This window comes from Streptomyces sp. So13.3 (genome assembly GCF_005860785.2).
GTDB classification, from domain to species: domain Bacteria; phylum Actinomycetota; class Actinomycetes; order Streptomycetales; family Streptomycetaceae; genus Actinacidiphila; species Actinacidiphila fildesensis.
Map to the genome: position 1 here is coordinate 1,830,994 of NZ_CP048835.1, position 14,299 is coordinate 1,845,292.

Consider the following 14,299-nt stretch of genomic DNA (forward strand, 5'->3'; position numbering starts at 1 on the left):
TTGGGTCCCTGGGGTCAGGCGCGCTTGAAGACCGCGGGGCGCTTCTCGGCGAAGGCCCGGGGACCTTCCTTCGCGTCGGCGGTGGCGAAGATCGGCCAGCCCCGCTCCAGTTCGTGCTTGAGGCCCTCCGTCTCGGTCATCTCCGCGGTGTCGTACACGGACGCCTTGACCGCCTCGACGGCCAGCGGCCCGTTGGCGTTGATCTGTTCCGCGATCTCCAGGGCTCGCTTCAGCGCCGTGCCGTCGGGCACGACATGGCCGATCAGGCCGATGTCCTTTGCCTCCGCCGCGGAGTAGGGGCGGCCGGTGAGCAGCATCTCCAGGGCGTGGGTGCGGGGGATCTGCCGGGGCAGCCGCACGGTGGAGCCGCCGATCGGGAAGAGCGCGCGCCGGACCTCGAAGAGCCCGAGGGTGGCGCTCTCCCCGGCGACGCGGATGTCGGTGCCCTGCAGGATCTCGGTGCCGCCGGCCACGCAGTACCCCTCGACGGCGGCGATCACCGGTTTGCGCGGCCGGTGGTGCCGGAGCATCGCCTTCCAGTGCAGATCGGGGTCCTCCTTCATCCGGTCGCGGTACTCCTGCCCGGCCATCGCGCCGTCGTCGGAGGCCAGCGCCTTGAGGTCCATGCCGGCGCAGAAGGTGCCGCCGGCCCCGGTGAGGACGATGGAGCGGATCGAGTCGTCGGCGTCGGCCGCCAGCCAGCCGTCGTACAGACCGACCAGCATCGGCAGCGAGAGGGCGTTCTTCGCCTCGGGCCGGTTCAGGGTCAGTACGAGCGTCGCGCCGACGCGCTCCACCGTGAGATGTTCCGTGCCGCCCATGGCCGGCCTCCAAGGTCGCAATCTTCCGTCGCGGACCTAGAACAGGTTGCAGTAGGCGCAGGTCGAGTTCAATAGTTTTCTGACTACCAGTCAGATTTCCCGCCCGGGAACCCTTCCCACCTCGCTCCAGGAGGGTTCTAATGACCGCCGAGACCTTCGCAGCATCAAGGCTGGAGGAGCCGTGGAGTACAACCTTGCCGACCTCTTCGAGTCGGTCGTGGACGTGGTCCCGGACCGGGAGGCGCTCGTCTACATCGACCACCCCGGATCGGGCGCCGAGCGGCGGCTGACGTACGCCCAGCTCGACGCGGCCGCGAACCGGATCGCGCACCACCTGATCGGCAGCGGGATCCTTCCCGGCGACCACGTCGGACTGCATCTCTACAACGGCATCGAGTACCTGCAGACGGCACTGGCCTGCGTCAAGGCCCGTGCCGTGCCGGTGAACGTCAACTACCGGTACGTGGAGGAGGAGCTGGTCTACCTCTACCGGGACGCGGATCTGACGGCACTGGTCTTCGACGCCGAGTTCACCGGCCGGGTGGCCGCCGCACTGCCGCACACCGAGAAGCTGCGGCACCTGGTCAGGGTGGGCGTTCCGGCCGGGGACGAGCGGGAACCGGCCATCGCGCCGGTGGCCTTCACCGACGCCGAGGCGGCCGGATCCCCGGACCGCGGCTTCCCGCCGCGCTCCGCGGACGACCAGTTCATCATCTACACCGGCGGCACCACCGGTATGCCCAAGGGCGTCATGTGGCGCCAGGAGGACCTCTTCTTCTCCGGCATGGGCGGCGGCGCCCCCACCGGCGAGCCGGTCAAGCGGCCCGAGGAGCTGGCGGAGCGGGTCGCCGCGGGCGGCGAGGGGCTGGTCTTCTTCCCGACCCCGCCGCTGATGCACGGCACCTCCACGCTCACCGCGTTCATCGGCTTCAACTTCGGCCAGAAGGTCGTCATCCACCGCAAGTACGTGCCGGACGAGGTGCTGCGCACCATCGAGAAGGAGAAGGTCAGCAGCGTCTCGCTGGTCGGCGACGCCATGCTCCGGCCGCTGGCGGACGCCCTCGCCGGACCGCTGGCCGGCACCGACTGCTCCTCGCTGTTCACCATCTCCAGCTCGGGCGCGATCATGTCCGAGACCGTCCGCGCCCAGTTCCAGGCGCTGGTCCCGACGGTCATGATCCTGAACAACTTCGGCTCCTCGGAGTCCGGCTTCAACGGAACGGCCACCGACGACTCCAGCCCCGCCAACGGCTTCCGGCTGCGGGTCAACTCCCATATCGCGGTGGTCGACCTGGCCACGCTGGAGCCGGTCACGGTCGGCGAACCGGGACGCATCGCCCTGCGCGGACACGTACCGCTCGGCTACTACAACGACCCCGAGAAGACCGCGGAGACGTTCTTCCAGCGGGACGGCGAGCGGTGGGTGCTGCTCGGGGACATGGCGACGGTCGACGAGGACGGCGTCGTCACCGTTCTCGGGCGCGGTTCGCAGTGCATCAACACCGGTGGCGAGAAGGTCTATCCGGAGGAGGTCGAGGAGGCGCTCAAGGCGCACCCCGACGTCTATGACGCACTGGTCGCCGGGGTGCCGGACGAGAAGTGGGGCAATCACGTCGCCGCCGTCGTCCAGCCGCGCGACGGTGCGGACCCACTGACCCTCGACGACATCCAGGCGCACTGCCGCACCCGGCTGGCCGGCTACAAGATCCCGCGCAGCCTCGTCCTCATGGACAGCATCCAGCGCTCCCCCAGCGGCAAGGCCGACTACCGCTGGGCCCGTTCGGTGGCCACCGACGCGGCGGAGGCCGGGCGGTAGTCGGGCGGCCGCCCGAGGGGACGTCCCGGGCCGTTGTCAGTGGCGGCGCTTACGATCAGCGGTCAGGATCCCCCGTCGATCGGAGTGCGCGCGTGTCCGCCGATTCCACCTCGTTCCAACGTCCCGAGCCGCCGTACTACGCCGTCATCATCACGACACTGCCGAGCGGCGAGGACCCGGAGGGGTACGCGGACGCGAACCGCCGCATGGGACCGCTCTCCGCCAAGTGGCCCGGATACCTGGGCCGCGAGTCGGAGAGCGGTCCCGACGGCCGCGATCTGCTGGTGGTCTATTACTCGGACGCGGAGTCCATAGCCTCCTGGAAGGCCGATCCGGAGCACCTGGAGGTGCAACGGCTGGGCCGGGAGCGGTGGTACGCCTCGTACAGCGTCGAAGTGGCCCGCGTGGAGCGTGCCTACGGCTTCCGGCGCGACTAGGGCCTCCGACCGGGTGAGGCGGTGCGGCCGCACGGCACATCGCCTCACCCCGTGGATTCTGTACCTACTAGTATGTACACTCGGATCATGGAGACCTCGGAACGGTTGATCGCGAGCACCCAGGAACTCCTCTGGGAACGCGGCTACACCGGCACCAGCCCCAAGGCGATCCAGCAGCACGCGGGCGCCGGCCAGGGCAGCATGTACCACCACTTCTCCGGCAAGCCCGAGCTCGCGCTGACCGCGATGCGGCGCAGCGCGGAGCAGCTGATGGCCCAGGCCGACGCCCAGATGTCGGGCGGGGGCACCGCACTGGAGCGGGTCTCGGCCTATCTGCTGCGCGAGCGCGACGCGCTGCGCGGCTGCCGGGTCGGCCGGATGGCCATGGATCCGGACGTGATCGACAGCCCGGAGCTGCGCCGCCCGGTCCAGGAGACCTTCGCCTGGCTGCGCGGACGGCTCGCGGAGATCATCGCCGAGGGCCTGGCCGCGGGCGAGTTCAACGCCGCGCTCGATCCGCGGGACACCGCCGCCATGATCACCGCCGTCGTCCAGGGCGGCTATGTGCTCGCCCGCGCCGAGGACTCGCAGGAGCCGTTCCACCAGGCGGTGCGCGGTGCGGTCGCGCTGCTCGCCGCCCGCTCGACCACCGCCGACCGGTGACCACCGCCGAGCCGTAGGGAGTTCAGCCCGATGCACGCCATGCAGTACCGGATCACGCTGCCCGCCGACTACGACATGAAGATCATCCGCCGTCGGGTCGAGTCCCGGGGCCATCTGCTCGACGACTTCCCCGGTCTCGGACTGAAGGCGTACCTCATCCGCGAGCGCGGCACGGGGGGCACCTCCCAGCCGGAGGTCGGGGGCGAGTCGCCCGTCAACCAGTACGCGCCGTTCTATCTGTGGAACACCCCGCAGGGCATGAACAGCTTCCTCTGGGGGCCGGGATTCCAGGGAATCATCGACGACTTCGGCCGCCCCGAGGTCGAGCACTGGACGGGGCTGGCCTTCGAGCACGGGCCCGCGGCGGGCCGGGTTCCCCGGGCGGCCGCCCGCCGCGCCGTGCCGATCCCTCCCGGCGAGGATCCGGCCGCCGTCATCGACCGCGCCGCCGGCACCGTCCGCGAGTACGCCGGCACGCCCGGCGTGCACTCGGCCGCGCTCGCCGTCGATCCCCGGCACTGGGAACTGCTGCACTTCACGCTCTGGGAGCACACCGCTCCCGCCGCGGCCGGGGACCGCTACGAGGTGCTGCACCTGTCGGCGCCGGAACGGAACACCATCGAGACGGGACGACAGTGGTGAAGCAGGCGAGCATCGACCGCGAGGCCGGCTACCGGTTGCTCGGCGAACTGGCGGGCCCGGAGACCATCGAGGCCACTCTCTCCCGCCTCGACGCGGTCGCCCCCGGATTCCCGGACTGGATCGTGACGGCCCTGTTCGGCGGCACCTACCAGCGCGAGGGGCTGGCGCTGCGCGACCGGCAGATCGCCAACCTCGCCGCGCTGGCGGCGCTGGGCGGTGTGGAGCCGCAGCTGGACGACCATGTGCGCAACAGCCTGCGCATCGGGATCGAGCCGCGGGAGATCGTCGAGGTGATGGTCCATCTCGCCCCGTACATCGGTGTGCCGAAGGCGCTGGCGGGACTGCGCGTCGTGACGGCCGCCCTCGGGAAGGACGCCGTCGGGAAGGACACGAGGATCACGCTGGACGGCGGCACCTCCAACTTCCCGCAGAGCAGGTCGAGGACGTCGGGGGCCGCCGCTGCTGCCAATCCGGCGCGGGCGCTGTCAGCCGAGTGGATCGACGGCTAGAACAGGGCCGGTCGCGAGCTCGGCGACGACGGCGGCGTGGTCGGAGGGCCACACCCCGTCGACGGGTGCGTCGGCCGCGCGGCGGGCGCTGCGGATCCAGCCGCGGCCGTCGGGGCCCGGCAGTCCGACGAAGAGGTAGTCGATACGGCTCGGGCGATCCCCGAAGTTGACCGAATCCCGGTGGGCGATGTCCCAGGTGCCGTGCGGCTGCGAGGGGTCGGCGAAGCGCCAGGCGTCCAGCAGCACCAGCCCGGGTTCGGCAGGTGCGGTCTTGTAGCCGCCGATCAGCCGTACCTCGTCGAAGTCGGGCTCCGCGTTGAAGTCGCCGGACACGACGGGTGGGAAGCTCCCGCTCGCCCGCACCGTCCCCCACCCCGTCCGCTCGTTCACGAACGCCGCCAGCTCCCGCACCTGCGCGCAGCGCACGCCGGACTCCGCCGGGCCGGAGTTGAGATGGGTGGTGAAGAACGGCAGCGGGCCGCCGGGGGCGTCGATCAGAGCGTGCAGGACGGTCTTGCCGTCGTCGGGGAAGCCTGCCGCCGGCAGCCGGCGCTCCGCCGTCTCCAGGATCGGGTACCGGCTCAGGACGGCGACACCCACGTCGACCGAGGTGTCACCGCCGTTGCGCCGGTGCCACCGGTCCTGGACCGGTGAGCGGGACCAGACCCATTCCATGCCGAGTTCCTTGGCGAGCCACCCGGCGAAGTTCTCGCTCGCGCTCCCCCACACCTCCTGCAGCCCCAGGACATCGGGCCGTTCCTCCCGCAGCACGTGCGCGATCGCGTCCCTGCGCGCTTCCCAGGGCCCGAACCGCCACCATAGATTCCAGGTCATCAGGCGGATGGTTCCGCCGTCCCGGGCGCTCGCAGTATCCACTGGCCGCTTCCTCTCCCGACGCCTACGGTGGCGGCATGCCCACCCAAGTGATCATTCTCAACGGCGGATCGAGCGCGGGGAAGAGCGGAATCGCCCGCTGTCTGCAAACCGTCCTTCCGGAGCCGTGGCTGAGCTTCGGTGTCGACACCCTCGTCGATGCGCTGCCCGCCGCGATGCGGGCCTCGGACTCCGGTATCTCCTTCGGCCCGGACGGCGACGTGACCACCGGGGCCGCGTTCCGGCTGCTCGACGTGGCCTGGGCCGAGGGCATCGCGGCCATGGCGCGCGCCGGTGCCCGGATCGTCGTCGACGAGGTGTTCCTCGGCGGCGCCGGCTCGCAGGCCAGATGGCGCACGGCACTGACGGGTCTCCACGTGCTGTGGGTCGGGGTGCGGTGCGAGGCCGGGGTCGCCGAGGAGCGGGAGGCCGCCCGCGGTGACCGGGTCGCGGGCATGGCCCGGTCCCAGGCCCTGCTCGTGCACGAAGGGGTGGAGTACGACCTCGAGGTGGACACCACCGCCACGGAGTCCCTCGTGTGCGCCCGCGCCATCGCCGCGCGGACCGGCTGACGACGAGGGACGATCCACCGGCCTCGCTCTTCCGGGCGTCTGACAGGATATTGGACCCACCGCCGTCTCGGGACAAGGCCACTTATGCAGCCGTCGCACGCGTCGTCGCCCCGGTCCGCCGGGCCGGTCACCGGGCCGGGGGCCGGCGCCGTCCTGGAGAGCAACCGGCTGCGGGCGGACCCGGCGCCCTGGTGGATGCCGCCGTCGACAGCGGTGCTCGCGGGTGTGATCGCCTATGTGCTGGCGGACGACCGGCTGCTGCGGCTGGTGGTGCCGTTCGCCCTGGCGGCGCTCGTCTGGGGTGCCGCGGCCGGGTGGCGGCGGCTGCGGCCGCTGACGTTCTGGCGGCTGAGCGCGAGCGGGCTGCAGCAACTGCGGGGCGGCCGGGTGCGGGTGACGCATCCGTTCTCCCGCGAGCAGCCGCTGACGCTCCTGGTGCCGGATCTCGAGGTCCTGGCGCCGGCCGAATACGGGGCGACGAAGGTCGGCAGGCTCTGCTCGATGGGCGTGGAGGACATGGCGCTGGCGATGTTCCCGTTCCATCTGACGGCCCGGCGGCTCGGCGCCCCGGTCCGGATCGTGGACCGGCAGGGCGCCGCCTCAGGCGCGGCGGTGCACTGGGAGACGGTCTTCGCCCGCCGGGAGGCGGCGCTGCTGTCCGCCGCGGCGGAGGGACCGCTGCCGGCGGCCCAGGAGAGCGCGGTCGAGCTGTCGCGGGCCGAACCGGGGCTGCGGGCCCGGCAGTACGGACGCCGGCTGGCGGCGCTGGCCTGCGGTGCGACCGCGCTGCTGGTCGCGGCGGTCGGCGACGGCCCGACGGCGGTCCCCGGACGCGTCGCGCTGATCAACGCCCTCGGGGTCACGGTCGTGGTGCTGGCCGCGGGTTACCTCGTCCGGCTGGCCGGGAACCGGCCCGCGCGCTGGACCGTCACCCCGGAGCGGATCACCGCCTTCGATCCGGTCTTCGGCAGCACCGACCTGGCCGCGGAGCGCATCGCCGGGCTGGTCGCGCAGCCGCTGTCCGCCCCCGGCACGGGAGGCGGCGGGGCCGAGCCGGCGGCGCTGCTGCAGATCTACGGCCATGACCTGGCGCTGCTGGGCACCGCGCACACCGGCCGGATCCCGGCGGAGGAGCTGTTCGCGGTGCTGCGGTCGCGCGGCTACCGGGTGATCGAGGACGGGCCGCGCAGCCGCGCCTACGACCTGCGGCCGGGCTTCCTCCCCCATCAGATCGCCCCGGACGCCGTACTGGCCGTCACCGCGGAGTATCTGCGCTGGGAGGGCGCCGGCGCGGAGATCCGCGTCCAGCGCGCGGACATCGGCGCGATGGAGATCAACACCCGCCACGGTCACCCCTGGCTGCGGCTGCGCGGCAAGGACGGGACCGAGCAGCTGGACGCGCCGCTCAGCGCGCTCCGCATCTCCCGCACCGAACTGCGGGACCGGGCGCGGGCGTTCGGCTATCCGCTCACCGATCCGGAGCACGATGCCTATCAGACGGCGGCCTACGCGAGCCTGGCGGCGGGCGTCGTCCAGGACCGGCCGGCCGTGACCGCCGGAACGACCGCCGAGCCCGTCGTGCTGGACATGCCCTGGACCACCCGCAAGTGGTACTACATCGCGGGCGCCGTGCTCATGGTCGTCGTGGTGGGGGTGGTCGGCTTCAAGATGCGCTATCTCAGCGGTGACATGAGCTGGCTCCTCTGGGGCCTGCCTGCGGCCGCGGCCGCAGGAGCGCTGCTCGGCGGCCTGTACGACCTGCGCCGCCCCGGGCTGGCCCTCGGCCCGGACGGCATCCGCCTCGCCTCGCGCGGCGGCTCGGGCCGTACCCGGTGGGAGTACCCCCGCACCGCGATCGGCGGCATCGGCGTCGACACCCACGAGGAGGGCCAGGAGGCGCTCTTCGTCTGGTCGCCGACCGGCCAGGTCATCCGCAAGGAGAGCTTCGACCTGCCGGACACCGACCAGTTGCGCCAAGCCTGTGAGAGCGCCGGCCTGCCGTTCGGCCGCCCGGACCCGGGCCGCTGGGGCCCGCCGCCGGAGATCTGACGCGGCCCGCCCGCCGGTCAGGACGGGCGGGTGCCGGCCGCCCGGCGGTCGTGGTCACAGCGCGCGGTCGCGGCCCTCCCAGTACGGGTCGCGCAGCCGCCGCTTGTAGAGCTTGCCGTTGGGGTCGCGGGGCATCTCGGTGATGAAGTCGACGGTCCTGGGCCGCTTGTAGCCGGCGAGCCGCTTCTCGCAGTGGGCCAGGATGTGGTCGGCCAGCTCGGGCCCCGCCTTGTGGCCGGCGGCGGGTTCGATGACGGCCTTGACCTCCTCGCCCCAGCTCTCGTGCGGGATCCCGAAGGCCGCGGCGTCGGCGACGGCGGGGTGGGTGAGCAGCGCGGCCTCGATCTCGGCGGGGTAGATGTTGACGCCACCGGAGATGATCATGTCGATCTTGCGGTCGCGCAGATACAGATAGCCGTCCTCGTCGAGATAGCCGAGGTCGCCGACGGTGAAGAAGTCGCCGATGCGGTTCTTCTTCGTCTTGCCCTCGTCCTTGTGGTAACTGAAGCCGCCGGTCTTCATGTTGATGTAGACGGTGCCGACCTCACCCGCCGGCAGCGGGTTGCCGTCGTCGTCATAGATGGCGATCTCGCTGATCGGCCAGGCCTTGCCGACCGTGCCGGGCCGCTTGAGCCAGTCGGCGGCGGGCGCGAAGGTGCCGCCGCCCTCGCTGGCGGCGTAGTACTCCTCGACACAGGGCCCCCACCAGTCGAGCATGGCGCGCTTGACGTGCTCGGGGCAGGGCGCGGCGCCGTGGATGGCGTGCCGCATGGAGGAGACGTCGTAGCGCTCCTTGACCTGCTCCGGGAGGGCCAGCAGGCGGTGGAACTGGGTGGGCACCATATGCGTGTGGGTGCAGCGGTAGCGGTCGATGACGCGGAGCATCTCCTCCGGCGACCACTTGTCCATGAGGACGACGGGGTGCCCGATGTGCAGTGCCGCGCCCGCGAACTGGAGCACCGCGGTGTGGTAGAGCGGCGAGCAGACGAGATGGACGTTGTCGTCGAACGGCTTGATGCCGAAGATGCCGAGGAACCCGCCGAGGTAGGTCTCCTCGGGCAGCTTCCCGGACAGCGGGCGGCGGATGCCGCGGGGGCGCCCGGTGGTGCCCGAGGTGTAGTTCATGACCCAGCCGCTGGTGCGGTCCGCGGGCGCGCCGACCGGCTGTCCGTCGGTCAGTTCGGCGTACGGCCGGAAGCCCGGCACCTCGCCGACCGAGAACCGCCGGTCCACCGGGAACTCCGCCTCGTCGGCGGCGGCCTGCGCGTCGGCCGCGAACCGCTCGTGGGCGATGAGGACCTTGGCGCCGGAGTCGGACAGGATCCAGGCGATCTCGGGTGCCACGAAGTGGTGGTTGACCGGCACCAGGTAGAAGCCGGCCTGGAACGCGGCGAGATAGGCGGTGAAGAACTCGACGCTGTTGGGCAGCACGACCGCGAAGGCGTCACCGGGTTCGAGCCCGGCCTCGCGCAGTCCGTGGACGAGCTGGTTGCAGGCGGCGCTGAGCCGGCCGGCGTTCCATTCGTCGCCGTCCGGGGCGACCAGCACCAGCTGGTCGGGGTCCTGGGCGGCCTGTGCCCAGAAGCCGTTGGGTGCGGTGGACGTCATGGTGCCTCCTCAGGCTCGGCCGGCGATGCGGTTGATACGGTCGACGGCCCGTTCGAAACCGCGGGTGAGATCGTCGAAGACCGCCTGGACGCTGCGTTCGGAGTTCATCTGGCCGACGATCTGGCCCACCGGGGTCCCGAGCAGCGGCTCGGTCTCGTACTTCTGGATCCGGGAGACCGCGTCGGCGACCAGCAGGCCCTGCAGCGGCATCGGCAGGGTGCCGGGACCGGCCGGGTCCTCCCAGGCGTCGGTCCATTCGGTGCGCAGCTGACGGGCCGGCTTGCCGGTGAGGGCCCGGGACCGGACGGTGTCGCCGGAGCCCGCCGCGAGCAGCTTGTCGATGAGCACCTGCGAGGGGAGTTCCGCCTCGGTGGTGGTGAGCCACACCGAGCCGAGCCAGACGCCCTGGGCGCCCAGGGCCAGTCCGGCGGCGACCTGTTCACCGGTGCCGATGCCGCCCGCGGCCAGCACGGGGATGCCCTCGACGGCGCTGACGACCTCGGGGACCAGCACCATGCTGGCGATCTCGCCGGTGTGGCCGCCGGCCTCGTAGCCCTGCGCGACGACGATGTCGATGCCGGCGTCCTTGTGGTGCCCGGCGTGGCGGGCGCTGCCGGCGAGGGCGGCGACGAGGACGTCGTGCTCATGGGCGCGGGCGATGACGTCGGCGGGCGGCGAGCCCAGCGCGTTGGCGAGCAGTTTGATCGGGTAGTCGAAGGCCACGTCGAGCTGGTTGCGGGCGACCTGTTCCATCCAGCCGGTGATCCGCCAGCCCGACACGTCGTCCGGTCCCAGCTCCGGTACGCCGTGCTTGGCGAGCACCTGGCGGACGTACTCGCGGTGCCCTTCGGGGATCATGGCCTCGATGTCGGCCTCGCTGACGCCTTCGACCTTCTTGGCGGGCATCACGACGTCGAGGCCGTAGGGCCGGCCGCCGGTGTTCTCCTCCATCCAGTCCAGGCTGCGGGCGAGTTCGTCCGCGTCCGAATAGCGCACCGCACCGAGCACGCCCATTCCCCCGGCGCGGCTGATGGCCGCGGCCACCGCGGGGAACGGCGTGAAGCCGAAGATGGCGTGCTCGATACCCAGCCGTTTGCTCAGCTCCGTCTCCATGGTGGGCAGGATGCCGCAGCGGGCGCGGAGACGGAAGAGATTATCTGACGCAACGTCAGATATTTGGGAAACTCACAGCCTCTGCGGGCCCCCCTGTTGCGCCGCGACCTTGCGGTAGAGCGCGAGCGCCTCCGCCGAGCGGCCGAGCTGTTCCAGGCAGTGCGCCTCGTCGTTGCGGCTGGTGAGGGTGTCGGGGTGGGCCGGGCCGAGCACCCGGGTCCGGGCGTCGGCGACCTCGCGGTACACGTCCAGCGCGGTCTCCCACCGGCCCAGCCAGCCGAGCCCCACCGCGACCTCGCGCTTGCTGACCAGGGTGTCGGGATGGTCCGCGCCCAGCGCCTGCTCACGGATCTCCGCGACGGTCCCCGCCTCGGCCAGCGCCTGGTCCCAGCGGCCGAGCCGGCCGAGGTTGACGCCCAGGGCGTGCCGGGCGCGCAGCGTCTCGGCGTCGGACGGGCCCGCGGTACGGGTGCGGGCCGCGACCAGGTCGCGGTAGAGCTCCAGCGCCTCGGCGCTGCGCCCCAGCCGGCCCAGGCATATCCCCATCTCGTAGCGGGCGGCCAGGGTGTCCTGATGGCCGGCACCCTGGGTGCGCTCATGGGCGGCGGCCACCTCCCCGTACACCTCCAGCGCCTCGGCCCAGCGGCCGAGCTGGCCCAGCACGTAGCCCACCTCGTAGCGGGTGACCAGCGTCTCGGGGTGGTCGGGGCCCAGCACCCCGGCCCGGACCGCGGCGAGTTCGACGGCCATGGCGTACGCCTCGTCGAGCCGTCCCAGCCGGCCCAGGTTGAAGGCCAGGTTGTGCCGGCAGCGCAGGGTGTCGGGGTGCTCGGCGCCCAGGGTGCGCTCGCGGGCGGCGAGCACCGCGGAGTAGCCCTGGTGGGCCTCCAGGTGCAGACCGAGCCGGCCGAGCGCGTACGCCGCCTCGTGCCGGGCGGCGAGAGTGTCGGGATGGTCGGGGCCGAGGACCCGCTGCCGCACCCCGCCGACGTAGTCGTAGAGCCGCATCGCGTCCTCGGTCCTGCCCAGCCGGGCCAGACAGGACGCCGCCTCGTGGCGGCTGGTCAGGGTGTCCGGGTGCTCGGTGCCCAGCGCCCGGTCGCGTTCCGCGGCGACCGCGGTGTGCAGGTCGTACGCCTCCTGCCAGCGGCCCAGCCGCTCCAGGTCGATTCCTTCGGTGTGCCGGGCGGCCAGCGTCGCGAGCTGCTCCGGCGCGGGCGCGACGGCGCCCGAGGCGGTGCGGGTGGACCAGGCGCCGGTGAGTTCGTGCCGCGGCGGCGCGGCGGCGTGGAACGCCCGGGTGGCGCGGGCGCCGGAGTCCGAGGCCAGGTCGCGCGCCCAGGACGGCAGCGGGGCCGCCGGGACCACCGGGCGCTCCGCCGCGCCGCGCATCGCCTTCAGCCGGCCGCCGACGTCCGCCGCGTTCTGCGGCCGGTCGTCCGGGGCCTTGGCGAGCAGGTCCAGGATGAGCCGCTCCAGCTCCTGCGGCAGGTCGGGCCGGCCGGCGCACAGCGGCTCGGGCACGGCGTCGCGGTGGGCGACCAGCACCGCCCAGGCGTCGTCCATGTCGAACGGCGGCGCCCCGGTGGCGAGCTCGTACAGCACACAGCCGAACGAGTACAGGTCGCTGCGCTGGTCGACCTCGGACGCGCCGATCTGTTCCGGCGACATGTAGTGCGGGGTCCCCATGGCGATGCCGGTGCCGGTGAGGCGGGAGGTGAAGCCGATGTCGTGGCCGAGCCGGGCGATGCCGAAGTCGCAGATCTTCACGGCGCCGTCGCTCAGCCGGATGATGTTGGCCGGTTTCAGATCCCGGTGCACGATGCCCTGCGCGTGGGTGTATGCCAGCGCCGACGCGACCTGTTCCGCGATGTCCATGAGGTCCGGGACCGGCAGCGGCTGGCGCCGGGCGTCGTCCAGCACCTGGAGCAGATTGCGTCCGTCGAGCAGTTCCATCACCAGGAACAGCACGCCGTCGTGCTCGCCGAAGTCGTGCACCACGGTCACGCCGCGGTGCTGCAGCGAGGCCGCCACCCGGGCCTCGCGCCGGAACCGCTCCTGCAGGATCCGGGTGAACCCGGCGTCCGCGGCCGGGCTCAGCGGCTTGAGGCACTTGACCGCGACCCGCCGCCCGAGCGACTCGTCCAGGGCCAGCCAGACCTCGCCCATCCCGCCCCGGCCGATCAGCTCGTTCAGCCGGTACCGGCTCTGAATCAGCGTGCCACTGCCATCGTGTACAGCCGCCATCATCCGCCGCCGCCCCCGTCGTTCCGCGTAACTCCCCCGGCGTCCAGTATGGCCGCAGGCACCGCCGGGAGGCACGTCGCATTACGGCAGGGAACGCGCCCCTTCGCGCAGCTTGTACACGGACGGATGGCTTCCGGGCCCGAGCCGCCCCACCGCCTTGAGGATATGTCCCGGCGGCAGCTGCCAGCGCAGCTGGGCGGGGACGGTGCGCAGCGCCCGGCCGGCCAGCCGCAGCCGCAGCCCGGTGGCGGCGGCGGAGGGCGCCGGGCGGCCGTACAGCTGCTGGGCGAAGGGCGGCAGCGCCGCGTAGGCCAGGTCCGCGACCCGGGCCCACAGCAGGGCCCTGGCCGGCACCAGGGGCCAGGGCACCGGCGGCGCCTGCAGGAACGCGTAGACCGCGTCCGAGTCCTCGGTGGCGGCCAGCTCCGGCCGGACGTTCTCGAAGTAGTCGGCGAGCGCCAGGGTGCTGTCGGGCACCGTGCCGGGGTCCAGGCCGACCAGCCGGGCGGCGGTGCGCTGCTCGTCGACGTAGGCGTCGGCCTGGCCGCCGGTGAGCGGCAGCCCGGACCGGCGGGCGGCCGCCAGATAGGAGTCGATCTCGGCGCAGTGCACCCACAGCAGCAGTTCCGGGTCGTCCACGCCGAACCGCTCACCGGTGCGCGGATCGATCGCGCCGAGCCGGCGGTGTATGCCGCGCACCCTGGCCCCGGCCCGCTCGGCCTGGAGGGAGGTGCCGTAGGTGATCGTGCCGACGAAGTCGGCGGTCCGCAGCAGGCGCCCCCAGGCGTCCTTCCGGAAGTTGGAGTTCTGCATGACGCCCTGCACGGCGCGGGGGTGCAGGGCCTGCAGATACAGGGCGCGCACCCCCGCGACCCACATGATCGGATCGCCGTGCAGCTGCCAGGTGACCGACCGGGGTCCGAAGAGCCCGGGGTCCGCGTCGCGCATC

The 14,299-nt window shown here is 72.5% G+C and carries 13 protein-coding genes; 7 read left to right on the plus strand and 6 right to left on the minus strand.

What is annotated here, in order from left to right; translation table 11 throughout:
* Nucleotides 1–14 precede the first annotated feature (14 nt).
* Nucleotides 15–821: a crotonase/enoyl-CoA hydratase family protein gene (locus C8250_RS08405; protein ID WP_138353948.1), complete on the minus strand. Its 807-nt coding sequence runs from the start codon at nucleotides 819–821 to the stop codon at nucleotides 15–17.
* A gap of 181 nt (nucleotides 822–1,002) precedes the next feature.
* Between C8250_RS08405 and C8250_RS08410 the strand changes: the two genes are divergently transcribed.
* The 5 genes from C8250_RS08410 to C8250_RS08430 all read left to right on the plus strand — a co-directional run bounded on the left by C8250_RS08410 (nucleotide 1,003) and on the right by C8250_RS08430 (nucleotide 4,888).
* Complete coding sequence (locus tag C8250_RS08410; RefSeq protein WP_138353949.1) at nucleotides 1,003–2,637, plus strand: acyl-CoA synthetase; 1,635 nt, start codon at nucleotides 1,003–1,005, stop codon at nucleotides 2,635–2,637.
* 92 nt (nucleotides 2,638–2,729) lie between these two features.
* Complete coding sequence (locus C8250_RS08415; RefSeq protein WP_138353950.1) at nucleotides 2,730–3,074, plus strand: antibiotic biosynthesis monooxygenase; 345 nt, start codon at nucleotides 2,730–2,732, stop codon at nucleotides 3,072–3,074.
* Between the two features lie 87 nt (nucleotides 3,075–3,161).
* Complete coding sequence (locus C8250_RS08420; RefSeq protein ID WP_138353951.1) at nucleotides 3,162–3,737, plus strand: TetR/AcrR family transcriptional regulator; 576 nt, start codon at nucleotides 3,162–3,164, stop codon at nucleotides 3,735–3,737.
* Between the two features lie 30 nt (nucleotides 3,738–3,767).
* Nucleotides 3,768–4,379: a DUF4865 family protein gene (locus C8250_RS08425; RefSeq protein ID WP_138353952.1), complete on the plus strand. Its 612-nt coding sequence runs from the start codon at nucleotides 3,768–3,770 to the stop codon at nucleotides 4,377–4,379.
* Nucleotides 4,376–4,888, plus strand: a complete 513-nt coding sequence (locus C8250_RS08430; protein ID WP_244809026.1) for a carboxymuconolactone decarboxylase family protein — start codon at nucleotides 4,376–4,378, stop codon at nucleotides 4,886–4,888. The genes C8250_RS08425 and C8250_RS08430 overlap by 4 nt, the downstream gene beginning before the upstream one ends.
* On the opposite strand, the gene C8250_RS08435 is transcribed toward C8250_RS08430, so the two are convergent.
* Entirely contained in the window at nucleotides 4,865–5,722 is an 858-nt protein-coding gene (locus C8250_RS08435) for an endonuclease/exonuclease/phosphatase family protein (protein WP_138353953.1), read from the minus strand. The genes C8250_RS08430 and C8250_RS08435 overlap by 24 nt on opposite strands.
* Nucleotides 5,723–5,799: 77 nt before the next feature.
* Between C8250_RS08435 and cpt the strand changes: the two genes are divergently transcribed.
* Both cpt and C8250_RS08445 read left to right on the plus strand, forming a co-directional pair.
* Nucleotides 5,800–6,333 (plus strand): chloramphenicol phosphotransferase CPT, encoded by a 534-nt coding sequence (gene cpt / locus C8250_RS08440; RefSeq protein ID WP_187144785.1) that lies wholly within the window; start codon nucleotides 5,800–5,802, stop codon nucleotides 6,331–6,333.
* An 84-nt stretch (nucleotides 6,334–6,417) separates the two neighbouring features.
* On the plus strand, nucleotides 6,418–8,382 hold the full coding sequence (locus C8250_RS08445; protein WP_138353954.1) for a hypothetical protein: 1,965 nt from the start codon (nucleotides 6,418–6,420) through the stop codon (nucleotides 8,380–8,382).
* A gap of 54 nt (nucleotides 8,383–8,436) precedes the next feature.
* Here the strand turns inward: C8250_RS08445 and C8250_RS08450 are convergent, their stop codons facing one another.
* The 4 genes from C8250_RS08450 to C8250_RS08465 form a co-directional block, all read right to left on the minus strand.
* A complete protein-coding gene (locus C8250_RS08450) occupies nucleotides 8,437–9,990 on the minus strand; it encodes an acyl-CoA synthetase (protein WP_138353955.1) in 1,554 nt (517 codons plus the stop codon).
* A 9-nt stretch (nucleotides 9,991–9,999) separates the two neighbouring features.
* Nucleotides 10,000–11,103, minus strand: a complete 1,104-nt coding sequence (locus C8250_RS08455) for a nitronate monooxygenase family protein (protein ID WP_138353956.1) — start codon at nucleotides 11,101–11,103, stop codon at nucleotides 10,000–10,002.
* A 72-nt stretch (nucleotides 11,104–11,175) separates the two neighbouring features.
* Nucleotides 11,176–13,353, minus strand: a complete 2,178-nt coding sequence (locus C8250_RS08460) for a serine/threonine-protein kinase (RefSeq protein WP_244809027.1) — start codon at nucleotides 13,351–13,353, stop codon at nucleotides 11,176–11,178.
* A 78-nt stretch (nucleotides 13,354–13,431) separates the two neighbouring features.
* Nucleotides 13,432–14,298 carry an oxygenase MpaB family protein gene (locus C8250_RS08465; RefSeq protein ID WP_138353957.1) on the minus strand — a complete coding sequence of 289 codons (867 nt, stop codon included), beginning with the start codon at nucleotides 14,296–14,298 and terminating at the stop codon, nucleotides 13,432–13,434.
* Nucleotide 14,299: the final 1 nt, after the last annotated feature.